At 57.6% G+C, this 22,655-nt stretch carries 24 protein-coding genes; 21 read left to right on the top strand and 3 right to left on the bottom strand.

What is annotated here, in order from left to right; all coding sequences use genetic code 11:
- Positions 1 to 120: 120 nt before the first annotated feature.
- Positions 121 to 312: a 50S ribosomal protein L28 gene (gene rpmB, locus MNU25_RS16515; RefSeq protein ID WP_240986067.1), complete on the bottom strand. Its 192-nt coding sequence runs from the start codon at positions 310 to 312 to the stop codon at positions 121 to 123.
- A 308-nt stretch (positions 313 to 620) separates the two neighbouring features.
- On the opposite strand from rpmB, the gene MNU25_RS16510 reads away from it, so the two are divergent.
- The 6 genes from MNU25_RS16510 (at position 621) to MNU25_RS16485 (ending at position 7,192) form a co-directional block, all read left to right on the top strand.
- Positions 621 to 977: an Asp23/Gls24 family envelope stress response protein gene (locus MNU25_RS16510; RefSeq protein ID WP_047829598.1), complete on the top strand. Its 357-nt coding sequence runs from the start codon at positions 621 to 623 to the stop codon at positions 975 to 977.
- Positions 978 to 1,073: 96 nt separating this feature from the next.
- Positions 1,074 to 2,897: a DAK2 domain-containing protein gene (locus MNU25_RS16505; protein ID WP_240986066.1), complete on the top strand. Its 1,824-nt coding sequence runs from the start codon at positions 1,074 to 1,076 to the stop codon at positions 2,895 to 2,897.
- A gap of 22 nt (positions 2,898 to 2,919) precedes the next feature.
- Positions 2,920 to 3,591 (top strand): L-serine ammonia-lyase, iron-sulfur-dependent subunit beta, encoded by a 672-nt coding sequence (sdaAB, locus tag MNU25_RS16500; RefSeq protein ID WP_240986065.1) that lies wholly within the window; start codon positions 2,920 to 2,922, stop codon positions 3,589 to 3,591.
- A 9-nt stretch (positions 3,592 to 3,600) separates the two neighbouring features.
- The gene (gene sdaAA, locus MNU25_RS16495) at positions 3,601 to 4,464 is read left to right on the top strand and encodes an L-serine ammonia-lyase, iron-sulfur-dependent, subunit alpha (RefSeq protein WP_240986064.1); all 864 of its coding nucleotides are present in this window, start codon (positions 3,601 to 3,603) and stop codon (positions 4,462 to 4,464) included.
- Positions 4,461 to 6,920, top strand: a complete 2,460-nt coding sequence (gene recG, locus MNU25_RS16490; protein WP_240986063.1) for an ATP-dependent DNA helicase RecG — start codon at positions 4,461 to 4,463, stop codon at positions 6,918 to 6,920. Before sdaAA ends, recG begins: the two co-directional genes overlap by 4 nt.
- A 143-nt stretch (positions 6,921 to 7,063) precedes the next feature.
- Positions 7,064 to 7,192, top strand: coding sequence for a small, acid-soluble spore protein, alpha/beta type (locus MNU25_RS16485; protein ID WP_047829603.1), 129 nt, complete (start codon positions 7,064 to 7,066; stop codon positions 7,190 to 7,192).
- A 98-nt stretch (positions 7,193 to 7,290) separates the two neighbouring features.
- On the opposite strand, the gene gpr is transcribed toward MNU25_RS16485, so the two are convergent.
- Positions 7,291 to 8,277, bottom strand: a complete 987-nt coding sequence (gene gpr, locus MNU25_RS16480; RefSeq protein ID WP_240986062.1) for a GPR endopeptidase — start codon at positions 8,275 to 8,277, stop codon at positions 7,291 to 7,293.
- A gap of 400 nt (positions 8,278 to 8,677) precedes the next feature.
- On the opposite strand from gpr, the gene rsmD reads away from it, so the two are divergent.
- Together rsmD and MNU25_RS16470 are read left to right on the top strand one after the other, a co-directional pair.
- A complete protein-coding gene (rsmD, locus tag MNU25_RS16475) occupies positions 8,678 to 9,238 on the top strand; it encodes a 16S rRNA (guanine(966)-N(2))-methyltransferase RsmD (protein WP_240986061.1) in 561 nt (186 codons plus the stop codon).
- Positions 9,239 to 9,323: 85 nt separating this feature from the next.
- The gene (locus MNU25_RS16470) at positions 9,324 to 9,857 is read left to right on the top strand and encodes an SPFH domain-containing protein (protein ID WP_372503573.1); all 534 of its coding nucleotides are present in this window, start codon (positions 9,324 to 9,326) and stop codon (positions 9,855 to 9,857) included.
- 55 nt (positions 9,858 to 9,912) lie between these two features.
- Here the strand turns inward: MNU25_RS16470 and MNU25_RS16465 are convergent, their stop codons facing one another.
- Positions 9,913 to 11,073: a nucleoside recognition domain-containing protein gene (locus MNU25_RS16465; RefSeq protein ID WP_240986059.1), complete on the bottom strand. Its 1,161-nt coding sequence runs from the start codon at positions 11,071 to 11,073 to the stop codon at positions 9,913 to 9,915.
- Between the two features lie 125 nt (positions 11,074 to 11,198).
- Here MNU25_RS16465 and MNU25_RS16460 point away from each other — a divergent pair, with 125 nt between their 5' ends.
- The 13 genes from MNU25_RS16460 to fabF all read left to right on the top strand — a co-directional run bounded on the left by MNU25_RS16460 (position 11,199) and on the right by fabF (position 22,653).
- Positions 11,199 to 11,960, top strand: coding sequence for a patatin-like phospholipase family protein (locus MNU25_RS16460; RefSeq protein WP_240986058.1), 762 nt, complete (start codon positions 11,199 to 11,201; stop codon positions 11,958 to 11,960).
- A 215-nt stretch (positions 11,961 to 12,175) separates the two neighbouring features.
- A complete protein-coding gene (locus MNU25_RS16455) occupies positions 12,176 to 13,375 on the top strand; it encodes an acetate/propionate family kinase (RefSeq protein WP_240986057.1) in 1,200 nt (399 codons plus the stop codon).
- Between the two features lie 86 nt (positions 13,376 to 13,461).
- On the top strand, positions 13,462 to 13,971 hold the full coding sequence (locus MNU25_RS16450) for a YceD family protein (protein WP_240986056.1): 510 nt from the start codon (positions 13,462 to 13,464) through the stop codon (positions 13,969 to 13,971).
- Positions 13,972 to 13,993: 22 nt separating this feature from the next.
- On the top strand, positions 13,994 to 14,173 hold the full coding sequence (rpmF, locus tag MNU25_RS16445) for a 50S ribosomal protein L32 (protein WP_047829610.1): 180 nt from the start codon (positions 13,994 to 13,996) through the stop codon (positions 14,171 to 14,173).
- A 339-nt stretch (positions 14,174 to 14,512) separates the two neighbouring features.
- Positions 14,513 to 15,094, top strand: a complete 582-nt coding sequence (gene fapR / locus MNU25_RS16440) for a transcription factor FapR (protein WP_240986055.1) — start codon at positions 14,513 to 14,515, stop codon at positions 15,092 to 15,094.
- Positions 15,095 to 15,097: 3 nt separating this feature from the next.
- Positions 15,098 to 16,093 carry a phosphate acyltransferase PlsX gene (gene plsX, locus MNU25_RS16435; protein ID WP_240986054.1) on the top strand — a complete coding sequence of 332 codons (996 nt, stop codon included), beginning with the start codon at positions 15,098 to 15,100 and terminating at the stop codon, positions 16,091 to 16,093.
- A gap of 87 nt (positions 16,094 to 16,180) precedes the next feature.
- Complete coding sequence (locus MNU25_RS16430) at positions 16,181 to 17,182, top strand: beta-ketoacyl-ACP synthase III (RefSeq protein WP_240986053.1); 1,002 nt, start codon at positions 16,181 to 16,183, stop codon at positions 17,180 to 17,182.
- Positions 17,179 to 18,126 (top strand): enoyl-[acyl-carrier-protein] reductase FabK, encoded by a 948-nt coding sequence (gene fabK / locus MNU25_RS16425; protein WP_240986052.1) that lies wholly within the window; start codon positions 17,179 to 17,181, stop codon positions 18,124 to 18,126. Before MNU25_RS16430 ends, fabK begins: the two co-directional genes overlap by 4 nt.
- A 129-nt stretch (positions 18,127 to 18,255) precedes the next feature.
- On the top strand, positions 18,256 to 19,194 hold the full coding sequence (gene fabD, locus MNU25_RS16420; RefSeq protein ID WP_240986051.1) for an ACP S-malonyltransferase: 939 nt from the start codon (positions 18,256 to 18,258) through the stop codon (positions 19,192 to 19,194).
- A gap of 1 nt (position 19,195) precedes the next feature.
- Positions 19,196 to 19,939, top strand: a complete 744-nt coding sequence (fabG, locus tag MNU25_RS16415) for a 3-oxoacyl-[acyl-carrier-protein] reductase (RefSeq protein ID WP_240986050.1) — start codon at positions 19,196 to 19,198, stop codon at positions 19,937 to 19,939.
- Positions 19,940 to 19,978: 39 nt separating this feature from the next.
- Positions 19,979 to 20,206, top strand: a complete 228-nt coding sequence (gene acpP, locus MNU25_RS16410) for an acyl carrier protein (protein ID WP_047829616.1) — start codon at positions 19,979 to 19,981, stop codon at positions 20,204 to 20,206.
- Between the two features lie 243 nt (positions 20,207 to 20,449).
- Positions 20,450 to 21,394, top strand: a complete 945-nt coding sequence (locus tag MNU25_RS16405; protein ID WP_240986049.1) for an NAD(P)H-dependent flavin oxidoreductase — start codon at positions 20,450 to 20,452, stop codon at positions 21,392 to 21,394.
- A 14-nt stretch (positions 21,395 to 21,408) separates the two neighbouring features.
- Positions 21,409 to 22,653, top strand: a complete 1,245-nt coding sequence (gene fabF / locus MNU25_RS16400; protein ID WP_240986048.1) for a beta-ketoacyl-ACP synthase II — start codon at positions 21,409 to 21,411, stop codon at positions 22,651 to 22,653.
- Positions 22,654 to 22,655: the final 2 nt, after the last annotated feature.

Here is a 22,655-nt window from a genome sequence, read left to right as displayed (position 1 = left end):
ATTCGCCCCGCCGGGACGGAATTCCTGCAATTGAGTAATTTTGTAGATTATGTCGAATAAAGGAATATGAAAAAGACCCGGCCGAGGTCGGGTCTGCGGCAGGCTGCCGTCACTCTTTCATTAAATTGCACGTTGCACTTTGCCGGAACGCAAGCAACGGGTGCAAACATTAATCCGGGTGGGAGTACCGTTGACAAGTGCATGAACCTTTTGCAGATTGGGTTTCCAGGTTCTTTTGCTGCGAATATGAGAGTGGCTGACTTGAATTCCCGTCACAACTCCCTTGCCGCATATCGCACAGACGTTGGCCATGCTCAAAACCTCCTTTGCACCGAAAATGACACTTATACATTCTATCAGAGGTTAGAACGATTGGCAAGTTGCGGCACGCACGAGGGTATAGATTGAGTTCCAATAGGTAAGCGTAGAAGTGAAGCTCCTTGTTAAGCTGCGCTGACGAGCGCGAGCTTTTTGGCCGCGGTTCAGGATTGGCCGCCCGCCCCGGTCGCGTTAAATCCCGCGAACGCGGGGCGCGGAGATTTTGAATCTTATCACGGAACCTAGTAAAATGAGGGAGAACCTAGTAGAATGAGGGTAAATGCCTGCAAGGAGGACCTGGGATGGGTAAGGAAATAAGCAATCGCTTGGGGAAAATCGATATTTCGGAAGAAGTTATCGCCATCATCGCCGGGGCGGCGGCGGTGGAATGCTACGGCTTAGTGGGCATGTCCTCGCGCAAGATTACGGATGGCTTCGCGGAGATACTCGGCCGGGAGAATTTGGACCGGGGGGTCGTTGTTTCCATCCAGGACGATCGGGTTTTTATCGATTTGTATATCATCGTAGGGTACGGAGTGCGCATCTCGGAAGTGGCAGCCAATGTCATGGAAAGAGTGCGCTACACCACGGAAAACCTGACCGGTTTGAATGTGAGTGAAGTCAATGTCAATGTTCAAGGGGTCCGGGTACTTGATTAGAGTCTGGAGCGATAACTTGCCGGTCTTTCGGGCTATCAGACATGGCTCGGCAAGAGGTTTCCGGGAGGTTTGCCAGTTTGTGTGGAGTAGGGGGAAATGAGTTTGAAACCGGGCGCCGACTTGATGAACACGGTTGACGGAGCACAATGGAAAGAAATGATTGTTTCGGGAGCGCGGGCACTGGAAGAGAAAAAAGCGCAAGTGGACGCTTTGAATGTTTTTCCGGTTCCCGACGGTGATACGGGAACTAATATGCACTTGACCATTCAGAGCGCGGCAAGGGAGGTTGCCAAACTGTCCAATCCTTCGCTGGCGGAAGCGGCGGCGGTTGTTTCCATGGGTTCCCTGATGGGTGCCAGAGGCAATTCGGGTGTGATCCTCTCGCAACTGATGCGCGGGGTGGCCAAAGGGCTGGACGGTCTCGACGCCGCCAATGCCACGCAGGTGGCTCAATCTCTGCAGACGGGGGTTGAAACAGCCTACAAGGCGGTGATGAAGCCGGTCGAAGGGACGATTTTAACCGTGGCCAAAGAGACGGCGCGGGGGGCCTTGGCTCGGGCCAAACAGGGCGGCGGCGTCCTGGCTGCCCTCAGGGAAGGTTGTCAAAAGGGCGAAAAAGCTTTGGCGAGAACGCCCGAACTATTGCCGGTTCTCAAGCGGGCCGGAGTGGTGGATGCCGGGGGGCAGGGTTTCATCCTGATTCTCCGGGGGTGGATCTCGGCCTTGGAAGGAAACTCTGTTGTGCCGGAGGGCAAGACGGTCTCCGCCGCGGCGCCGGACCTGACTGAACGCTCGGCCGAACCCGCGGCGGGCGGATTGTTCAGAGTAGAGGATTTGGAGTATCCCTACTGTACGGAATTCCTCCTTAAAGGCAGGGAGATTCCCCTGGAACGCATCAAGCAGGATATGGCGGACTGGGGCGACAGCATGCTCGTGGTGGGTACTCCGGAGGTCGCCAAAATACATATCCATACCAAAAATCCGGGGCAGGTGTTGGATTATGCCTTGCGCTGGGGGGCTTTGCATGAGGTAGCCATACATAACATGTTGGCTCAAAATGAGGCGGCGGCCCATGCCGCTAAGGAAATGGGAGGAATTCCCGGCGAGGAGACGGCAGGAGTTGCCGGCGCGGGAGAAGGGCAGAGCGTTGAAGGGCAAAAGAACGACGAAACTTCCCCGGCTCAGCCCGGAGAGGGAGGGGGGGATTCGGACGTGTCTGTGCGCGGGACGGAAGCCGGGAGCCGGCGGGAAGAGCCCCTGAAGGAACAGGGAGTGGTCGCCGTGGCCGCGGGCGAAGGGATCGCCAGGGTGTTCGCCAGCCTGGGTGCGGACGGGGTGGTGTCCGGGGGCCAGACGATGAATCCGAGTACGGAGGATTTGGCGGCCGCGGTCAGGAAAGTGCGGGCCCGCCACATCTTTATCCTGCCGAACAATCCCAACATTGTCATGGCGGCGGAGCAGGTTCGGGAGCTTGTGACCGACCGCCGGGTGGAGGTTATCGCCAGCAGTTCTATTCCGCAGGGAATCGCGGCTCTGGTGAACTTTCAAACCGGGGCGAAAGCGGAGGAAAACGCGCAGGCTATGCGGGAGGCCTTGGAACGGGTAGGATCCGGTGAAATCACTTATGCCGTGAGGGACTCTCAGTTTGAAGGTTTCGAGATCGGCGAGGGGGATATTTTGGGCCTGGCGGAAGGGGAATTGGTGGCGGTCGGCAAGGACGTGCTGACAGTTACGGAAAAAACCCTGGAAAAAATGGACTGGCGCAATTATGACCTGGTTACGGTGTTTTACGGCCAGGAGACCGAAGCTGAGGAAGCGAAGAAACTGGAAAATTGGCTGCAGACGCAAAAATCCGAGGTCGAGGTGGAGGTTTATCCGGGAGGGCAGCCACTGTATTACTATATCTTGGGTGTTGAATAGGATCTTTTCGGAAGGTGAAACTGTGGCACGAATTAACGTTTTCGATATTCTGGGGCCGGTGATGGTGGGACCGTCGAGTTCGCATACGGCGGGCGCGGTGCGCCTGGGACTCATGGCGCGGAAGATCCTTGGCGATGAACCGCGGGAAGCCAAGATCATATTGCACGGTTCCTTTGCGGAAACCGGGAAAGGGCACGGAACGGATTTGGCTTTGGTGGCCGGGCTCTTAGGCATGCTGCCGGATGACGAGCGCATCCCTCGGGCCATGGAAATGGCGGCGGCCGCAGGCTTGAAAACCGTTTTCTCAGCCGGGGATTTGGGTGATGTCCATCCGAACAGTGTTCGTTTTGACCTGAAGGGGGCAACCGGACACGAGGCAACGGTCTTGGGTTGTTCCATCGGGGGAGGACAGATTGAGATCCGCGGCATCGATGAATTTCCGGTCATGCTGAGGGGAGATTACCCGACTTTGGTCATTTTGCACCAAGATCTTCCCGGAGTGGTAGCGCAGGTGACCGCTATTCTCGCGGCTGCCCAGATCAACATCGCCGAGATGCGGGTTTCCCGGGAGAAGAAAGGCGCAGTGGCCTTAACGGTTGTGGAAATGGACCAAAAAATCGATCCGGCGGTCGCGGCGCTCCTGGGCAAAATGCCGGTTTTAAAGCGTTCAATGACGATCGATCCCTTGGTCTAGGAGGTAAAAATGCGGTCATACATGGATTTGGTGCAGGCAGCGAACCAACAGAAGAAGAAAATTGGCCGGGTGGTCCTGCAGGAGCAGGCGAGTGAGCTGGAAAAGACGGCCGAGGAGCTTTTTGAGCGGATGCGGGCCAATTTGCGGGTAATGTATCAGGCGGTTGAGACAGGCTTGAAGAAGAAAGAGCACTCACTTTCCGGCTTGTCCGGCGGGGATGCGGTCAAAGTGGAGCAGAGGCGTTTAAACGGGCAGAGTCTGGTGGGAGACCGCTTGAGCGGGGCGGTTGCCAGGGCCCTGGCCGTGGCGGAAGTCAACGCCGGGATGGGGAAGATCGTCGCGGCGCCGACAGCCGGCTCATGCGGGGTGCTGCCTGGGGTCTTGCTGACGGTGCAGGAGAGCGGCAACTACCCGGAAGAAGAGGTGGTGCTGGCCTTGTTTACGGCGGCAGGGCTGGGGATGGTCGTGGCCGAGCGGGCGACTCTTGCCGGTGCCGAGGGCGGCTGCCAGGCGGAGATCGGTTCGGCCGCCGCTATGGCGGCGGCGGCGGCGGTCGAGCTTGCCGGGGGCACCCCGGAAGAGACAGCTCATGCCGCTGCGATTACGATGAAATCTTTTCTTGGCCTGGTCTGCGATCCGGTGGCAGGGTTGGTTGAGGTCCCTTGTATCAAACGTAACGCTACGGCCGCCGTTCTGGCCCTGACCGGTGCCGAAATGGCCCTGGCGGGGGTGAAAAGCGCGATTCCGCTGGATGAGGTCATCGATACCATGGCCCTGATCGGCAGGCAGTTGCCCTGTTCACTGCGGGAAACCGCTCAGGGAGGGTTGGCCGCTACCCCGACGGCACGAAAGATTCAGTTGACATTGCCATGAATACGCTGCGGCTGGTGCTGGCGAACTTACGCAAAGCCGCGGTGGCGGAGGAAAGACAAGGGTATACCAACACGGGCGCCCTGGGCGGATTCAGTGTCTTCCTCAACGGTATACTCCCCCGGCTGGAACAGCTTGTGCCCGGACGGAACCTGACTCTGATGAGGCAGATCGCCTTGCGTTATGCGCATATGAGTCCGCTGAAGAGGCGGGAGGCTTTTCCCGCCCTTCTGGCGGAGATAGACGGACTGACGGAGGAGGCGGGAGAGCAGCGGCCGGCGGGAGAGGAGCGGAGTGTGAGCGGAGAGGAGCGGCTCACGGCGGAGAAGCGGAGTGTGAGCGGAGAGGAGCAGCCGGCGGCGGCCGGCGGGCCGGGCGTTTGCGGCCGGCCCAGTGCACTCAGCCCCGGAGGACATGGGAAAGGGGCCGGAATTTCCGGCTTCCCGGAAAAGGTCAAAGACTCGTCTTTGCAGTTCCTTAAGGGGGTTGGGCCGGAGCGGATGAAGCAATTGCAAGGCCTGGGTCTGGAAACGGCCCGGGACTTACTGCTTTATTTCCCCAGGCGCTACGAGGATCGCCGTCTCAGGAGTTTTGAAGAGTTGCGGGACGGGGAGACGGCGAGCGTTTACGGAACGGTGGTCTACGGGCAGGTTTCTCCCGGAAGAATCAAGGTAATCAAACTGGGGATTGAGCAGGGGAGGCACGTTATCCAGGCCGTGTGGTTTAACCGGACTTATGTCCTCAGGCAGTATCCGGTCGGGACCCGGGTGGTGGTTACGGGCAAGATTCAATGTCAGAGGCATCTTTGTGAAATTCTGGCCGCAGACATTGAAAGTGCGGACGGGGAAGGAAGCGCCCGGGATGAGATCGTCCCGGTGTACTCGGAAACAGCCCGCCTGTCTTCCAAAACGTTGCGGGGAATTGTCCGCCAGGTCGTCGACCGGACGGAGGGTTTGTTTCCCGAGTTTTTGGGGGCGGGGGCCGGCGAGAAGTGGATGGAGCGCGCGCAGGCTTATCGCGAGATTCATTTTCCCCGGTCCGCGGAGAGCCTGGCCTTGGCCAGGACACGCCTGGTTTGGGAGGAGGTTCTCTTCCTGCAGTTAGCGGTTGCTCTCCTGCGCCGGGGGCCGGCGGACGCGGCGAGCCCAGCCTTGAACAGGGATACCGGGATGGTGGCCGGATTGCTGGCGGGCTTGCCTTTCGGTTTGACCAAAGCGCAGGAGCGGGTGATCGGGGAGATTCTGCGCGACATGGCTGGGACGAAGGGGATGGCTCGCTTAGTTCAGGGTGATGTGGGTTCGGGCAAGACCGTGGTGGCCATGGCGGCTCTGCTGCGGGCTGTGGAATCAGGCTATCAGGGGGCGATGATGGCTCCGACGGAAATTTTGGCTGAACAGCATTATCAGTCCTTGGAAAAGTCCCTTACTCCTTTAGGTGTGAAAATTGCCCTTCTGCTGGGCAGCCAGAGCCGTTCGCTGCGTGACGAGACTTTGAGGCGGCTCGCGCTGGGCCAGGTTCAGGTCGTCGTCGGGACCCATGCTTTGATCCAGGAAAGTGTGAGCTTCCGGCGTCTGGGCTTGGCGGTTACCGATGAGCAGCACCGCTTCGGCGTGCGCCAACGCTCTTTGCTGCGAGGAAAAGGGGAAAGTCCGCACGTCCTTGTCCTAACGGCGACCCCGATTCCGCGAACTTTGGCTTTGACGCTCTACGGAGACCTGCAGCTTTCCGTGATTGATGAAATGCCCGCGGGACGGAAACCGGTTCTGACGCGCCGGCTGAGTGAACGGGGCCGGCCGAGCCTGGAAAAGTTTATGGAAGAACAGATGAGCCGGGGGCGGCAAATTTACGTCGTCTGCCCACTGGTGCAGGGCTCCGAGATGTCGGATTTGGTATCGGCTGAAGAGAGGGCGGAGGCCTTGCAAAGGCGTTTTCCCCAGCAGCGGATCGCCCTCCTGCACGGCCGCATGAAAGGCGGGGAAAAGGAAGCCGTAATGCATGAGTTTCAACGGGGCGGGATTCACATCCTGGTGGCAACCACTGTGGTGGAAGTCGGGGTAAATGTTCCGAACGCGTCCGTGATGGTGATCGAAGGGGCGGAACGGTTCGGATTGGCCCAGTTGCACCAATTGCGCGGACGGGTCGGACGGGGAAGCGAGCAGTCCTACTGCATTCTGATGTCGGAGGCTAAATCAAGCCGCCGCTTGGAGGTGCTGTGCCGGACCCAGGACGGCTTTAAAATCGCGGAAGAGGATCTGCGCCTGCGCGGGCCGGGGGAACTCATGGGTACCCGGCAGCACGGACTTCCGGAGCTGCGCCTGACAGACCTGTCTCGGGACGGACTCCTGGTCGAACAAGCCCATCTCTTTGCTCAGAAGGTTTTGGCGGAGCCGGACAGGTATCAAGCCGTGTTGGAGGCGGTATCCGGCCTTTATGATTCCGGTAAAACGGGAATCCACTAACGCGGCTTTTTTTGCACGATTTTGCCAGGTATGTTTTTGCCTGTGGGGCGAATAATAGTGATGGAAGCCGTGAAAAAAGGAAAAAATATTGGCGGCAGCGAAGCAGGTCTGCCGCTCCAACAACAGACAGAGGAGGTGCGCGCATGGCTGACCAAGGGAAGAACGAGATTCGGCTGACTCCCGAAATGGAACAGTTCAAGTACGAGGTGGCTCAAGAAATTGGCATAGCCAATCGCAAACACAAGCGCTTCCCCAACACCGCCAATAAATAAGGTTATAGTAAGGATGAGATGACAGTCAGAAAAGGAGCGGATCCGGCCGCTCCTTTTTTCTGGTGGTGCGCCAACCGCCGGATGAGCGGTCGCTTCACCTACTGCAAGTAACGTTCATAGTCTTCCGGATTGATGCCCGGATGAAGGCTGAGGCCGAGTGCTCCGGCTATAATCCTGGCGGTGACGTCAATCAAGGAGTCTATTTCTTTGGGAGTGACCATGAGTGTCCCTTTATAAGGAGAGAGGACTTTTTCCATGATGTTTTGCATGAATTGCGGATTGAGGCCTTTGTAGATTTTGTAGAGGGTGGGGCTGGTCTTCAACTCATCCAGCAAGACGTCAAGCGTGTTGCCGGAAATGACCGCGGCGTTAACGACGGTGGGCAGGCCGATGGCTAAGACTTTACAGCCGATGTTTTCTTCGTTGATTCCGGCGCGGTGGTTGCCGACCCCAGAGCCCGGGTGGATTCCCGTATCGGCCAGTTGGATGCTGGTCCCGATGCGCTCTAAGGATCCGGCGGCCAAGGCATCGACGGCAATGACCAAGTCCGGTTTGACGTGTTCGACAATTCCCCGGATGATTTCGGCCGTTTCGATTCCGGTGAGGCCGAGGACTCCGGGGGCTATGGCACTGACCTCGCGGAGCTTCCCCTTCAATTCGTTCGGCGACTGTTTGAACAGGTGGCGGGTTACCAGGCTTTTGTTGATGACTTTGGGTCCCAGGGCGTCAGGCGTGGCATTCCAGTTGCCCAGGCCGACGAGGAGAACCCCGGCATCCTCCCCGATCCCCATCAGTTCCGTTAATTTACCGGCCAGGACTTGGGTGATTTCGCGCTGGGTGTCGCGGTCATTGTCGCGAATTTGCGGGGCCTCCATCGTGACGTAACGCCCTTTGGGTTTGTTCATTTCCTTAACACCCTCGTCAGTCTCAATGGTGATGGTCGTCACGTTACAGTGTTCATAGCGCTCCTCATCCATCCGCACGCCGGGAACTTCGGTTCCCGTTTCCCCCCGGAGAATTTCGTGGGCTTCGAGCGCCAAATCCAAGTTGACAGTCAGATGTCGGTATAATTCGCTTTTTTTCATGGGATCCTCCTCGTTTCGCTTCTTCGGGCAGGCTGATAGGTCGGGATCACCGGCTTGACTGGGATTAGAATTATCTGGAGTTGTTCAAGGGTTCGAGAGGGGAGCTATCGAGAAGAAGAATATCGGGAGGAAAAATATCGGGAGCGGAGAATAGAAGAATCACGGGGTGAAGACGGGTGAGGCCCGAGCGCAAACTAAACCGGGTTGAGCACGGAGTTAGTATTGAATCCCGAGGCGAATTTTATCCACGGTTCGGTCTTTTGGCTGGGGGACGCTTTGTGCTATACTAAAATAGATAAAGTATAACATCGAGTCATGGCCGGTGTGAGAAAGACGCTTGGGAGCCGGTGGAACGACAAAGGGGGCCTTCAGGCGGGAGAAAGGAACGGTTTTTGTTTCTATGCGGATCATAGCGGGCGAGTTACGGGGAAGACGGCTGAGAGCGGTTGAAGGGCGTCAGACCAGACCGACCGCCTCCAAGGTCAAAGGGGCTGTTTTTAATGTTCTTCGGGACAAGCTGGAGGGAGCTTTCGTGCTTGACCTTTTTGCCGGTACCGGAAGCCTGGCCTTAGAGGCGCTTTCCCGGGGAGCAAAAGAGGCGGTTCTGGTGGAGAACGGCCGGGCAGCCGCCCGGGTGATCGGGGCCAACATTCGCTTGGCCGGTATGCAAGAGAGGGTCCGCTTATGGTGCATGGATGCCTTCGTTTATTTGAGAGAGCACAAGGACCCGGTGTTTGATTTAATTTTTCTTGACCCTCCCTACAGGCTGGGACTGGTGGACAGGGCTCTGGCGGAGTTGAGTGAGCCGTGCCGCTTGCATCCGGGCGGGGTTATTGTGGCCGAGACGGCGAAGGATGAGTCCATCTTGGTTCCGAAACGGTTTGAAACGAGAAAGACAGCGTCATACGGGGATACGGTGGTCCGGTATTTGCAATGCACGGACGTCGAGCCGGGCCGATAGCGTTCCGCAGTATGTGCCGACGGCAAGTGTGCCCGCTCAGGCGACAGAATTTGGCTTCCATACAGACGAGAAGGAGAGGATGGGTTTGGATAACGATGTTCTGGCGATGATCGAAGAACTTGAGGAAATCGTGGATCGTGGAACAAAAATCCCTATGACGGGTAAGGTCTTGGTGGATGACACAGGGGTCTTTGACATTTTGGACCGCATCCGTGCCGCTCTGCCCGAGGAGATTCAGGATGCCAAATGGATCCTGAGCGAAAGGCAAAGGATTATTAACGAAGCCGAGACCGAAGCTCAGAAGATCGTGGAGCGGGGCAAGAGTTATGCGGAGAAGATGGCGGGGGAAGACGAAATTGCCAAACAGGCCGAAGCTTATGCCGAAGACATCGTCAAGAAGGCTCAGGCTTATGCCCGGGAGGTCAAGGCCGGGGCGGCCCAATATGCGGATGAACTGCTGGGGCACGTGGACGCACGGCTGCAGGACAGTTTGCAATCCTTGAGGCACAACCGCGAGGAACTGAGAACGATGGCTAAGAGAGAGGAGCAGGAGAAGAAGCAGGAGAAGAAACCGGATAACGAGAAAAAACCGGATAAAGAGAAAAAAGCCGAGGCCTGAGGATCGGTCTTCGGATTCGATAGGCGCAAGCGATCGCTGTCAGGGGAAAAATCATTTAACTTGAGCGGGACAATACCCTGCGCAAGAAGGCCAGGAGAAACAGGAGAGCTATGCTGCCCAGGAAGAAGCGGGCGCTCAGAGCCAAAGATCCGAGCCAGATGTCGGTTCCTGCCGGAACGGACCAGGCAGGGCCGGAAACCGGGACCGGAGTCAGGCGAAGAAAAACCTGACTGAGGATGAGGGCTAAAAAAGCGTGGAGGAAGCGTGCCAAGGCAAAAGGGAAAAGCCTTAAATCCGTGGCGGAGATGAAACCTGCCACCTGGGCGAAAACCGAAAGCCCGCTCCAACCCATGATCAGGGCGAGGCCCGCCACTTGGGTGCCGAGTTGGGAAGAGGCTTTGACCATCCCCTGACAGCCGAGGGTCATTTCCAAAAGGCCGTCCAGGAGGGACTTAAGTGCCGGCAAAGGCAGGAAGTATTGTCCCAAAGGATGAAGCAGAACTGCCAGGTATAGGGTGATTTTCCACAGGGTCAAAAGGCGGACGAGAACGGCGAAAAAAGCAATGTAACCGCCGACCGCCAAAACGGTAGTCACGCTCTGTTGAACAGCCTGCCCCAGAATGCGGCCGAGGGGGCGATCATCTTTTGCTCTGAAGGCCAGCAGAGCTTGCCAGGCTTTACGGAGGGAAGGACGGCCCGTCTCTTTCGCCGGGGGGTAGGGACCGTAAAAACGAAAAAGTATGCCGACGGCGAGATTGCTGAGGTAGACGGACCCGGCCAAGAGCGGGCCCAGTCCGGGTCGCCCCAGGAGCCCGGCGGCCACAGCCCCGAAAATGAAGCCGGGGCTGGGGTTATTGGTGAAAGAAAGGAGCCGTTCGCCTTCCGCTCGCGTAATTTCTCCCTCCTGCCGCAGTTTGGCGGTTAGGACCGCACCCATGGGAAAACCGGATGAATACCCCATGGCCACCACGAAAGCCGCCTTTCCGGGGAGGCGAAAGAGCGGACGCATCAAAGGTTCCAGGAGGACGCCCAGAAAATGGACCAGACCGGTCCCCGCGAAAAGGTCGGAGAGAATGAAAAAGGGGAGCAGGGCGGGAAGAACATAACGGCCCCAAAGCTCAATGCCGCCGGCAGCCGCGGAAAGAACTTCCTGAGGATACATGAACATAGCCACGGCGAGAATAAGAATGAAGAGAGGACGTATGGCTTTAGACATCGAATCACCGTCCAAGTTCAAAGGTGCGGGCTGAAGGTTGTAAGAGCAGAGTCTTGTTTCTTTCGGTCTTTAGAGTATATGGGGGGAGGGTTGTCTTCTAGAAGTATTTTGTTTAGGAGGGGAGAATGGGCAAGAAGGGTCTGGTTCTGGGAGCAGGCGGAGCGAGAGGATTTGCGCATCTGGGAGTCCTTCAGGTTCTCAGAGAGGAAAACATTCGGCCGGATCTGGTCGTGGGTTGCAGTGCCGGGGCTATTTTCGGGGCAATCTGGGCGACGGGTCTTGACCTGGAGCGCGTGGAGAGGCTTCTCATCTATCCCGGTTTTACCAAACGTTTGTTTGACGTTTCCGTGCCGCGGGAAGGCCTGTTCAAGGGCGACCGAGTCTTGGAGGTCATGCGCCTGCTGACCCGGGATGCGACCTTCGAGGATTTGGAAGTCCCTTTGGCGGTTGTGGCGACGGATTTAGAAACCGGGGATCTGGTGGTCTTCCGGGAAGGAAGCGTTGCTCAGGCGGTCAGGGCCAGCATCTCCATCCCGGGGGTTTTTCGGCCCTATCGCTATCAGGACCGCCTTCTCGTCGACGGTGCCGTGAAGAATCGCCTGCCGGTCCACGTGGCGCGGGAGATGGGAGCGGAAAAGGTCTTGGCCGTGGACGTGAAAAAAGGCCTGAACGGCAAAATAGGCGGGACGCTGGACGTCTTGATGCAGTCGGTGGAAATCCTGCAGGAGGAGGTTTTCCGCAGCCACTGCCTTGATGCGGATCTCTTGCTCCAGCCTGAGGTGGGACATATTGGCAGTCTTCAATTTGACGCCGCTGCCGAGACGATCGACATCGGGCGGGAGGCGGCCCTGGCACAATGTTCTGAAATAAGAAGGCTGATGGAGTAAGGACTTGAAAAACGGAGAAAAACTGTGGTACACTCACTAAGGCAGTCGCCGTAAAAGACGGGCGGATGCCCGTATGGGAGCAGCGCCAGCACTCGACGTTTGAACCGAGACCGGCGCTCGGCGCGGGTTTCGCATCCGGTGCAGGATCGCCCCCGGGGGTGTTTTTACTGTTGCGGATGTAAGTTTTTAACTCTTTTGTAGGGGAGCTGAAGCAAATGTACATTTTGGTCATTAACTGTGGCAGTTCTTCGCTAAAGTATCAACTGCTCGACACGGTGACCCGGAATCCTCTGGCCAAGGGTTTAGTGGAGCGGATTGGCATGTCCGGTTCGGGTTTGACCCACCGGCCGGCGGGAAAAGACGCGAAAGCCGCGGTGCTCGAAATTCCCGATCACACGGTGGCGATCCGGCTGGTCCTGGACACTCTGGTCGATCCCACATACGGCGTAATGCAAAATCTGGGACAGATTGGGGCCGTGGGGCACCGGGTTGTCCACGGTGGGGAGGAATTTGCCCAGTCCGCGTTGGTAACCGCCGAGGTCATGAAGGGAATCGAAGACTGTGTGGAACTGGCACCCCTGCACAATCCCCCCAATATTGCCGGTATTAAAGCCTGCCAAAAACTGATGCCGGGTGTGCCGCAGGTGGCGGTCTTTGACACGGCCTTTCACCAGACCATGCCCAGAGAGGCCTACATTTACGGTTTGCCGTATGAGATGTACGAAAAATACAAGATTCGCCGCTATGGATTTCACGGTACTTCGCATAAATATGTCAGTCAACGGGCGGCGGTCCTCTTGCAAAAGCCCTTGGCAAGCCTGAAACTAATCAGCTGCCATTTGGGCAACGGTTCTTCGATCACGGCTGTCAGAGGGGGCAAGTCGGTGGAAACATCGATGGGATTCACCCCTTTGGAAGGGCTGATGATGGGCACCCGCTCGGGGAATCTCGATCCGGCCATTGTGTCCTATATCATGCGTAAGGAAAACATGGATTTTGAACAAATCAATGACTTCCTCAATAAACGCTCGGGGGTTCTGGGCGTCTCAGGCGTGAGCAGCGATTTCCGGGATATCGAAGCGGCGGCGCAGCAAGGCAATGGGAGGGCCCAACTCGCTCTCGATATTTTTGCTCACGATGTCAAAGAGTACATCGGCGCCTATGCGGCTATTCTGGACGGGGTGGACGCGATTATCTTTACGGCCGGTTTGGGGGAAAATTCCGCCGGCATGCGTGAGGCAGTCTGCGGCGGACTCAGCTATATGGGCGTCGCCGTTGACCCGGAAAAGAATAAAGTGCGCGGCGAAGAAGTGGATATTTCGGCCGAGGGAACGCGCTGCCCGATCCTGGTGATTCCGACCAACGAGGAACTCATGATTGCTCTGGAGACGGAGGAGGTTGTCAGAGGTCTGTGAGACCGGTTTCCCGACCGGTTTTCCGTTTCCTTGACAACATATTTGCGGGCCCATATAATATAGACTGTGTATCGGGGTGATGAGATATGAAAGTGAATATCACCAGGGTTCGCCGTGCTGCCGGTGAGACGGCTCAGTTTGACTTGGAGGAAGATTTTCCGCCTTTTGAGTTCGCAAGTGAGACGATTTCTTTCCTATCTCCGGTACACGTTCAGCTTCGGGTGCATAACACAGGAAAGTTACTGCTGGCGCAGGGGATTGTTGTCACAGAGCTGAAGGCGGTCTGCGGCCGTTGTCTGGAGGATTTCCGCTATCCTATGAATCTGAGCTTTGAAGATGAATGGGTTTATGCTCCTTCAGCCACAGAAGAACAGCAAGAATCCGCTTTTTTGTTTGAGAAAGATGAATTCATGATCAATGAGCGCATTCTGGAACAGATAGTTCTGGCCTTGCCCATGAAGTTTGTCTGTACACCCAATTGCCAGGGCTTATGCCAGCTGTGCGGCGCCAATTTGAACCGGGAAAAGTGCCGGTGTGTGACAAGCGAGGCCGACCCGAGGCTGGCCGGCTTAGCGAAATTAACATTGGACGATTGACTTTTATGAAGGGGGTGTAACCATGGGTGTTGCTCAACATCGCCAATCCAAAGCTCGGGTGCGCAAACGCCGGGCTATGTGGAAATTATCCGCGCCGAATATCACCGAATGTCCCCAATGCCATAAGTTAAAACTGGCGCATCATGTCTGCCCCGCCTGCGGGTATTACAAGTCCAAAAAAGTTCTTACCGTCAGCGAGTAAGCCTTTGCCCGCGGAAGCGGGAGTCTTACAATTGGTTCAGTAAAGCTGATCTGGTTCAGTCAAGCTGATCGGCACATGAGAATAGCGGCCGCTCGGGCAATCCCCGGGCGGTTTTCGCTTTCCGGCCGCAAAGCAGCCTGGCGCGGCTGGGCAAAGCGAACGACTCATGCCAATGACTGCCGAAACTTGGCTTATGTTGCCGAAACTTGGCTTAGATCAGGAAAAACTGCGAAGGATTGTTGCCTTCGCTTGCACAGGGGAGGTGCTTCGGTTATAATTATGACCAGGTAATAAAAATCGAACCAGGGTCATGATAATGACCGAGACGGGTGATGGGGCATGCGCTATCAGCAAAAAGAACGGCGGCAGGAAAACCTGCGGGACATTATTGCCCGCAATCCGCTCCTGACCGACCGCGAATTGGCAGTGTATTTCGGAGTGAGTGTACCGACGATCCGCTTGGACCGGGCGGAGTTGGGCATAGCGGAACTCAGACAGCGCACCCGGCTGGTGGCGAACGAGGCTATCGAGTTAAGGGCACTGGGTCAACAGGAGATTGTGGGGAAGCTTTTGGAGCTGAAGATCGGACGCTGTGGGCGCTCGGAACTGATGATTGATAAGACGATGATCCTGACCAAAGCCCAGGCAGCCCGCGGACACCATTTGTTCGGACAAGCCAATTCCCTGGCGGTGGCTCTGATCGATGCCGAGGTCGCCCTGACCGGGAGTGCGGAAGTCAAATTTCTCAGACCGGTCCGGCTGAAGGAGCGAGTGGTGGCCGAAGGAAGGGTCATCAAACGCAAAAAGGATAAGTATTGGATTGAGGTGGTCTCCCGGGTTAACGGGGAGGATGTTCTGAGCGGCAAATGGATTATGTTCGGTTTTGCGGCCGCCGCCTTTGCCGCGGGAGAGGGGGAATGAAAGATGAAGATTGCGGTGGACGCCATGGGGGGAGACCATGCCCCCGGGGAAATCGTCAAAGGGGCCTGCCAGGCGGCGGAGGCTTTTCCTCAGCTGGAACTGATCCTGGTGGGAAGAGAAAGGGAGATCAAACCCTTCTTGCCGAACGGTTCCCAGCCTGGGAATGTGGTTATCCGCCAGGCCGAGGAAACCGTGGCTATGGGTGAACATCCCGCTCAAGCCGTGCGCAGCAAAAAAGATTCTTCGATCGTCGTGGCAACCCGGATGGTCAGGGAGAAGGAGGCGGACGCTCTCGTCAGCGCGGGGAGCACAGGAGCGCAAATGGCGGCTTCGCTCCTGGGCTTGGGCCGGATCAAGGGGGTGGAGCGTCCGGCCATTGCCACAGTCATGCCCACCTTGGAAGGCGGGAAGCTGGTCTTGGATGTGGGTGCCAATCCCGACGCGAAAGCGGAACACCTTCTGCAATACGCCCGGATGGGCAGCATCTACGCGGAGAGGATTCTCGGCCTCAGGGAGCCCCGGGTTGGGCTTTTGAACATCGGGGGTGAAGAAGGAAAAGGAAACGACCTGACCCAACACGCCTATCCGCTGCTCAAGGCCAGCGGGTTGAACTTTATCGGAAATATCGAGGGCCGGGATGTACCGTATGGCCGGGCGGACGTCGTCGTCTGCGACGGCTTCGTAGGGAACGTCCTGCTGAAAACGGCCGAAGGATTGGCCGGTGCGTTCTTTGAGCAGATCAAAGAGAAAATCACTTCTTCGCCGGTGCGCAAATTGGGAGCTCTTATGGTCAAACCCGGCCTCAAAGAGATCGCCCGGAGTCTGGATTACGCCGAATACGGCGGGGCGCCCCTCTTAGGGGTGAACGGGATCAGCATCATTTGTCACGGCAGTTCCAAAGCCAAAGCGATTCGCAATGCGGTCCGGGTCGCCAAAGAATGCGTGCAGTCCCGTTTTGTGGAAGAAATCAGCCGGGCTCTGCGGCCGGCGGACCGATAGTGCCGGAGGGTGTTGGGACGGGGGTCCTGTCCCGGCGGAGTGGACTGAGCCGGTGGAGTAGACTAAGAAGTTATGGGGGGTTAAGTAATGTACAGCGTGGGAATCGTGGGCACAGGCTCCTATGCCCCGGAGAAGGTCTTGACCAATGCCGATTTGGAGAAAATGGTGGACACGAATGACGAGTGGATCACGACGCGCACCGGGATCAAAGAACGGCACATTGTGCCGGACGGGATGCCGGTGTCCGAATTGTGCTACCAGGCAGCCCTGCGGGCCTTGGCGGCCGCGAGGGTGGGCGCGGAGGAACTCGACCTCGTGATCGTCATGACGGTGACGGGTGACTATCCGTTTCCGGCTACGGCTTGTCTGGTCGCCGAGCGCCTGGGGGCCAAGAACTGTGCGGCTTTCGATTTGGAAGCGGGCTGCAGTGGTTTTATCTACGGCGCGGCCACGGCCAGTCAGTTTATTGCCACCGGCATGTACCGCAGTGCTCTCGTGATCGGGGCGGAAACTTTGAGCAAGCTGGTGAATTGGGAGGATCGATCCACCTGTGTCTTGTTCGGAGACGGCGCCGGGGCGGCCGTTTTGCAACGAGTGGAGGAGGGCGCCGGTTTCCTGAGTTTCGAATTGGGAGCGGACGGCGGCGGCGGGGATCTGCTGATGCTGCCCGCGGGGGGTTCGGCCCACCCGCCGAGCGTTGAGACCCTGGCAGAGAAGATGCATACGATTCACATGGCGGGTAACGAGGTGTTTAAGTTTGCCGTCCGGATCATGGGAGAGGCAGCTGTCAAAGCTTTGGAGAAGGCCGGTTTGAGAAAAGAAGAGGTAGACCTCTTAGTGCCGCATCAGGCCAATATGCGGATTGTGGAGTCCGCCGTCAAGAGATTAGGCATTTCCCCCGAAAAAGTCGTGATCAATTTGGACCGCTATGGCAACATGTCGGCGGCTTCCATTCCGGTCGCTTTAGATGAGGCAGTGAGGGGAGGCCGGGTAGCCCAAGGAGATATTTTGCTCATGGTCGCTTTCGGAGCGGGCTTGACTTGGGGAGCGGCGGTGCTCAAATGGGCAGGGAAGGAGTGGAACGGTTGATACGGACGAGAATCTGTGACCTGTTAAATATCGAGTACCCTGTCTTTCAGGGAGGGATGGCCTGGGTCGCCACGGGGGAGTTGGCGGCCGCGGTCTCCGAAGCCGGGGGTCTGGGTATTATCGGGGCCGGCCAAGCCCCGGCGTCCTGGGTGGAGGCGGAGATTGCCAAAGTCAAAAAACTTACGTCTAAGCCCTTTGGGGTCAACGTGATGCTTATGTCCCCCTTCGTCGAGGAAATCATCCGGGTCATTGTCAGGGAGCGGGTACCGGTCATCACCACCGGGGCGGGAAATCCCGGGAAGTATGTACCGGTGCTGAAGGAAGTGGGAACAAAAGTTATACCGGTTGTTGCTTCCGTAGCCTTGGCCAAAAGATTGGAAAAGGCCGGTGCCGATGCCTTGGTCGCGGAGGGGATGGAGTCCGGCGGGCATGTCGGCGAGGTCTGCACCCTGCCGCTCGTGCCCCAGGTGGTGGATGCCGTACACATTCCGGTGATTGCCGCCGGGGGCATCGCGGATGGGCGCGGCTTGCTGGCGGCCTTGGCTCTGGGAGCCGAGGGAGTTCAGATGGGCACCCGTTTCATGTGTGCCGAGGAGTGCACGGTTTCCGGCCGCGTCAAAGAGAAAATTCTCAAAGCCCGGGACCGGGACACGGTGGTCACCGGGCAATCGCTCGGTCATCCGGTTCGTTGTCTCGACAATCGTTTTACCCGGGAATTTGCCCGGCTGGAAGCGGACGGACGGGCTAAAGAGGAACTGGAGAAGTTCGGTACGGGTAAACTGCGCTTGGCCATGGTGGAGGGAGATGTCGACAACGGCTCCGTCATGGCCGGCCAGGTGGCAGGCGCGGTGCGTAAGATTGAACCGGCGGCCGAGATCATCCGTTCTCTTCTGGCGGAAGCGGAAGAAGCGTATGCCAAGCTGACCGCGCACTTTCATAAATAACATAAAGGGATGGGAAGTTGTGACGCCGGCAGCCCGGGTGTCCGGGAATTTTAGGCAGGGAAGCGGCGCTGCGGGCAGAGAAGTGGCTTTAGGGTAAGGAGGAGAAGTTGGGTAAGGAGGAGAAGTCTGATGGGTAAGTTGGCTTGTGTGTTTCCCGGGCAGGGTTCTCAGTACGTGGGCATGGGTCGGGAACTCTTTTCTACGCCCGCCGGGCAGGAGGTCCGGAAAACCGGGCGGGAGATTTTGGGCGAGCGGTTCGTGCGCTTGATTGAGGAGGGGCCGGAAGACGAGTTGCGCCGGACCGCCAACACTCAGCCCGCGCTTCTCCTGGTAAGCATCGCGGCTTGGCGGGCGTTGCGGGATGCAGGACTTAAGGCGGACTACCTGGCGGGGCACAGTCTGGGGGAGTACTCGGCCTATGTTGCCGCGGGCAGCATCGGGCTGGCCGAAGCCCTGCGCGTGGTGCGCAAGCGGGGGGAGCTGATGGAAAGGGCTGTCCCGGACGGGGCGGGCGGCATGGCGGCCGTGCTCGGGCTGTCCGCCGAGGGGGTCGAGGAAGCTTGCCGCCGAGCCGAGGAGTTCGGTGAGGTGGCCCCGGCCAATTATAACTGTCCCGGTCAAATTGTAATTTCGGGCAGGCTTGAGGCGGTGGCTCAGGCCCTGATCGAGGCCAAGCAGCTGGGCGCTAAACGGGTGATCCCTCTGCCTGTCAGCGGGCCTTTCCACTCCGTCCTGATGCGGCCCGCGGCCGGGGATTTGAGCCGGGTTCTGGGCGAGGTTTCTTGGCAGAGGCCATCCTGTCCGGTCGTGGCCAATGTGGATGCCCGTGAAACCCTGGAGATTCCCCGTCTGAGGGAGACTTTGGTCCGACAATTGAGTTCGGCCGTGTTGTGGGAGCAGTCGGTGCGCCGGATGGTTGATTTGGGAGTCGACACTTTTGTGGAGTGCGGGCCCGGCAAGGTCTTGACCGGGCTGGCGAAAAAGATTGCCCCCGATCTCAATCTTCTCTGGGTCGAGGATGGGGTTTCGCTGGAAAAGTCACTTGCATATTTAAAGGAGAGTCGATAAAATGTTGCTGAATGAAAGCGTGGCAATCGTCACCGGGGCGGCCAGGGGGTTGGGACGGGCTATCGCTTTGGAACTGGCTGCGGGCGGGGCCCAAGTCGTGGTCAATTATGCCGGCTCCGAGGCCAAGGCTTTGCAGGTTGTGCACGAGATCGAGGCCGCGGGGGGCAGGGGGATGGCCGTGCAGGCAGACGTGAGCCTGGCAGGGGATGTGGACCGCCTGGTGAAAACAGCCCAGGATGCCTGCGGGAAGGTGGACATTCTGGTCAACAATGCCGGGATTGCCCGCGATAACCTGATCCTGCGCATGAAGGAAGGGGACTGGGATGCCGTCCTGGCTACCAACCTTAAAGGTGTGTTCCTCTGCACTAAGGCCGTGGCCAAAGGGATGCTGAAACGGCGCGCCGGGGTGATTGTGAACATTGCCTCGGTGGTCGGTATCTCGGGCAATGCCGGACAAGCTAACTATGCGGCCGCCAAAGCCGGTGTCATCGGCTTGACCAAGTCGGTAGCGAAGGAACTGGCGCCCCGGGGAATTCGCGTGAACGCGGTTGCGCCGGGGTATATTCTGACCGACATGACGGATATATTACCAGATGAGGTAAAAAACGGGATTGCGCAGACCATTCCCTTGGGCCGGGTGGGTGAACCCCGGGACGTGGCCAAAGCGGTCGCTTTTTTGGCCTCACCGGATGCGGCTTATATCACCGGGCAGACCTTGTGCGTGGACGGTGGCATGGAGATGTAGAGCCGCAGCAGAGACCGGGAGAGGAGGTGAATATGCATCATGGGAGTATTTGAGAAGGTTAAGTCCATTGTGGTCGACCAACTGGGAGTCGATGAAGACGATGTCACACTGGAAACCTCCTTTGAAGAGTTGAATGCCGATTCGTTGGATATTGTGGAATTGATAATGGCCTTGGAAGAGGAATTTGACCTTGATATTCCGGATGAAGAGGCGGAGAAAATCCGAACCGTGGGCGACGCGGTCAAGTACATTAAAGAAAACCAGTAGACAGTGGGGGTCCCGTAGCAACTGCGGGACTTTCTTTTAGGAGATTCTCTTCCTTACTCTCACACAAAAACCTGGCATTAACATTGGCGATGCGGACCCACGAGTTTCGGCAGTTCTCGGCTTAATGCACTAAAAACTGCTTATGTTCAACTTAGTTGAACGAGTTTACTCCAACCGGAATGGAGAACGGGGCTGAAAAGGACTGGGTGTATCGGAGCGAAAATTTTTTAGGGAGGATATATTGTGCAAATACCCGAGCTCCGTTTAAAGAATTTGGTGGCGAAGGTTCCCGTTATCCAAGGCGGAATGGCAGTGCGGATTTCCTTGGCACCTTTGGCGGCCGCGGTGGCGGAAGAGGGAGGAATCGGGCTCATCGCGGGCAGCGGGATGTCTGTGCCCGAATTGCGTTCAGAGATCAGGGAAGCCAGACGGCGCACAAGCGGAATTATCGGAGTCAACATTATGTTTGCCGTACGGGAATTTGCTCAGCTGGCCCAAGCCGCTCTGGAGGAAAAGATTGACCTCCTGGTATCCGGAGCGGGTTTTTCGCGGGATATGTTTGCTTGGGGCGAGGAAACGAAAACGGCGGTGGTTCCCATCGTTTCCAGTGCCAAGCTGGCCAGGCTGGCTGAAAAACTGGGCGCGGCCGCGGTCATTGTCGAGGGGAATGAGGCCGGCGGACACTTGGGCACCGAACGCTCCATGCGTGAGATTCTGCCTGAGGTGAAGGAGACTGTCCGCATTCCGGTCATAGGGGCCGGAGGGGTTATGGATGGCAGGGATGTTGTGGAGGTGCTGCGGCTGGGGGCGGACGGGGTTCAGATGGGAACTCGCTTTGCCTTGAGTGAAGAAAGCAGTGCGGCCCCAGAGTATAAGGCATACCTGTTGGGAGCGGGGCAGGAGGACATGGTGATCATCCACAGTCCCGTGGGTTTGCCGGGCAGGGGTATCCGCAATCCTTTCACAGACTCCCTGGCGCGTGGGGATGATGTCAGGCCTCTGCACTGCATGGGCTGTTTAAAGAAATGCGAGGGAAATTTCTGCATTATTACGCGTCTCATGCAGGCCCAGCGGGGGGATATGCAAGAGGGACTCGTTTTTTCCGGGTCAAAGTTTTATAAAGCGAAGGAAGTCTTATCCGTGCGGCAGATTTTCGATAATATCAAGCAAGAAATACTCCAGGCGTAAAAGGAGATGGTTCCATGAAAAGACGTGCTGTGATTACCGGGATGGGGGTTATTTCACCCGTAGGAAGCAGTCTTGAGGAATTTTGGACCGGCCTGGTTGAGGGTAAATCAGGCATCGGCCCGGTAACGCGTTTTGATGTCAGTGCTTTGCCCACCCAGGTGGCCGGGGAAGTGAAGGATTTCCAACCGGAAAATTGGCTGGACCGGAAGGAGAGCCGGCATATGGATCGCTTTGCCCAGTTTGCCGTAGCGGCCGCCAAGATGGCTCTCAAGGACGCGGACCTCCCGCCGGAGGGGCTGGACAAAGAGCGGGCGGGCGTCGTGCTGGGCTGCGGCATCGGCGGTGTGATTACGTTCGAGGAGCAGAAAGAAGTATTGATGAAGAAAGGTCCCGGCCGCGTCAGCCCTTTTTTTGTGCCGATGTTGATCAGCAATATGGCGGCCGGGCATTTGTCTCTGGCGTTTGGCCTGCGCGGGCCGAGTCTGACTGTCGTCACAGCCTGCGCTTCGGCCACGAATGCCATAGGGGAGGCCTTGCGCATCATTCAGCGGGGAGAAGCGGACGTCGTGCTCTGCGGGGGAACCGAGGCTCCGATCACGGAACTGGCTTTTGCCGGGTTCTGTTCCATGAAAGCGATGTCCACGGAAAAAGGAAACCCGGCCGAAGTCTGCCGCCCGTTTGATAAGCGCAGGAGCGGCTTTGTCATCGGTGAGGGGGCCGGAATCCTGGTTTTGGAGGCCGCGGAGCATGCCGAAGCGCGCCGGGCCCGGGTTTATGCCGAACTCTGCGGGTACGGAAGTTCTTCGGACGCCTATCATATTACCGCACCGGCACCGGGGGGCACGGGCGCGGCTAAAGCCATGGCCCTGGCTCTGCAAGACGCGGAACTCACTGCGCGGGAGGTCGATTATATCAACGCTCACGGTACGGGGACTGATGCCAACGATTTAACCGAGACCCAAGCGATCAAGTCGGTCTTCGGCGCGTCCGCTTACTCCGTTCCGGTCAGTTCAACTAAATCCATGACAGGGCATCTGATGGGAGCTACGGGGGCGGTCGAAGCCATCGCTTCCGCTTTGGTTATTGAGCGGGGCATTATTCCGCCCACCATTAATTACGGAGAACCCGATCCGGAGTGCGATCTTGACTATGTTCCGAATGTCGCCCGCGTGAAGAAAGTGGCGGTGGCCATGTCTAATACCTTCGGTTTTGGCGGGCACAATGCGACCATAGTACTGAAAAAGTTTGCCCAAAGGTGAGG

The sequence above is a fragment of the Acididesulfobacillus acetoxydans genome (assembly GCF_902729405.1).
Taxonomy (GTDB): domain Bacteria; phylum Bacillota; class Desulfitobacteriia; order Desulfitobacteriales; family Desulfitobacteriaceae; genus Acididesulfobacillus; species Acididesulfobacillus acetoxydans.
This window is presented reverse-complemented; position numbering and strand designations above follow the sequence as displayed.

Excerpts from the sequence above, each read along its gene's own strand:
- rpmB (WP_240986067.1), bottom strand. The coding sequence starts at position 312 with ATGGCCAACGTCTGTGCGATATGCGGCAAGGGAGTTGTGACGGGAATT.
- sdaAA (WP_240986064.1), top strand. The coding sequence starts at position 3,601 with ATGCGGTCATACATGGATTTGGTGCAGGCAGCGAACCAACAGAAGAAG.
- MNU25_RS16455 (WP_240986057.1), top strand. The coding sequence starts at position 12,176 with ATGTACATTTTGGTCATTAACTGTGGCAGTTCTTCGCTAAAGTATCAA.
- MNU25_RS16450 (WP_240986056.1), top strand. The coding sequence starts at position 13,462 with ATGAAAGTGAATATCACCAGGGTTCGCCGTGCTGCCGGTGAGACGGCT.
- recG (WP_240986063.1), top strand. The coding sequence starts at position 4,461 with ATGAATACGCTGCGGCTGGTGCTGGCGAACTTACGCAAAGCCGCGGTG.
- plsX (WP_240986054.1), top strand. The coding sequence starts at position 15,098 with ATGAAGATTGCGGTGGACGCCATGGGGGGAGACCATGCCCCCGGGGAA.
- MNU25_RS16505 (WP_240986066.1), top strand. The coding sequence starts at position 1,074 with ATGAGTTTGAAACCGGGCGCCGACTTGATGAACACGGTTGACGGAGCA.
- fabG (WP_240986050.1), top strand. The coding sequence starts at position 19,196 with ATGTTGCTGAATGAAAGCGTGGCAATCGTCACCGGGGCGGCCAGGGGG.
- gpr (WP_240986062.1), bottom strand. The coding sequence starts at position 8,277 with ATGAAAAAAAGCGAATTATACCGACATCTGACTGTCAACTTGGATTTG.
- MNU25_RS16485 (WP_047829603.1), top strand. The coding sequence starts at position 7,064 with ATGGCTGACCAAGGGAAGAACGAGATTCGGCTGACTCCCGAAATGGAA.
- rsmD (WP_240986061.1), top strand. The coding sequence starts at position 8,678 with ATGCGGATCATAGCGGGCGAGTTACGGGGAAGACGGCTGAGAGCGGTT.
- MNU25_RS16465 (WP_240986059.1), bottom strand. The coding sequence starts at position 11,073 with ATGTCTAAAGCCATACGTCCTCTCTTCATTCTTATTCTCGCCGTGGCT.
- rpmF (WP_047829610.1), top strand. The coding sequence starts at position 13,994 with ATGGGTGTTGCTCAACATCGCCAATCCAAAGCTCGGGTGCGCAAACGC.
- acpP (WP_047829616.1), top strand. The coding sequence starts at position 19,979 with ATGGGAGTATTTGAGAAGGTTAAGTCCATTGTGGTCGACCAACTGGGA.
- MNU25_RS16510 (WP_047829598.1), top strand. The coding sequence starts at position 621 with ATGGGTAAGGAAATAAGCAATCGCTTGGGGAAAATCGATATTTCGGAA.
- fapR (WP_240986055.1), top strand. The coding sequence starts at position 14,513 with ATGCGCTATCAGCAAAAAGAACGGCGGCAGGAAAACCTGCGGGACATT.
- fabF (WP_240986048.1), top strand. The coding sequence starts at position 21,409 with ATGAAAAGACGTGCTGTGATTACCGGGATGGGGGTTATTTCACCCGTA.
- fabD (WP_240986051.1), top strand. The coding sequence starts at position 18,256 with ATGGGTAAGTTGGCTTGTGTGTTTCCCGGGCAGGGTTCTCAGTACGTG.
- MNU25_RS16460 (WP_240986058.1), top strand. The coding sequence starts at position 11,199 with ATGGGCAAGAAGGGTCTGGTTCTGGGAGCAGGCGGAGCGAGAGGATTT.
- MNU25_RS16430 (WP_240986053.1), top strand. The coding sequence starts at position 16,181 with ATGTACAGCGTGGGAATCGTGGGCACAGGCTCCTATGCCCCGGAGAAG.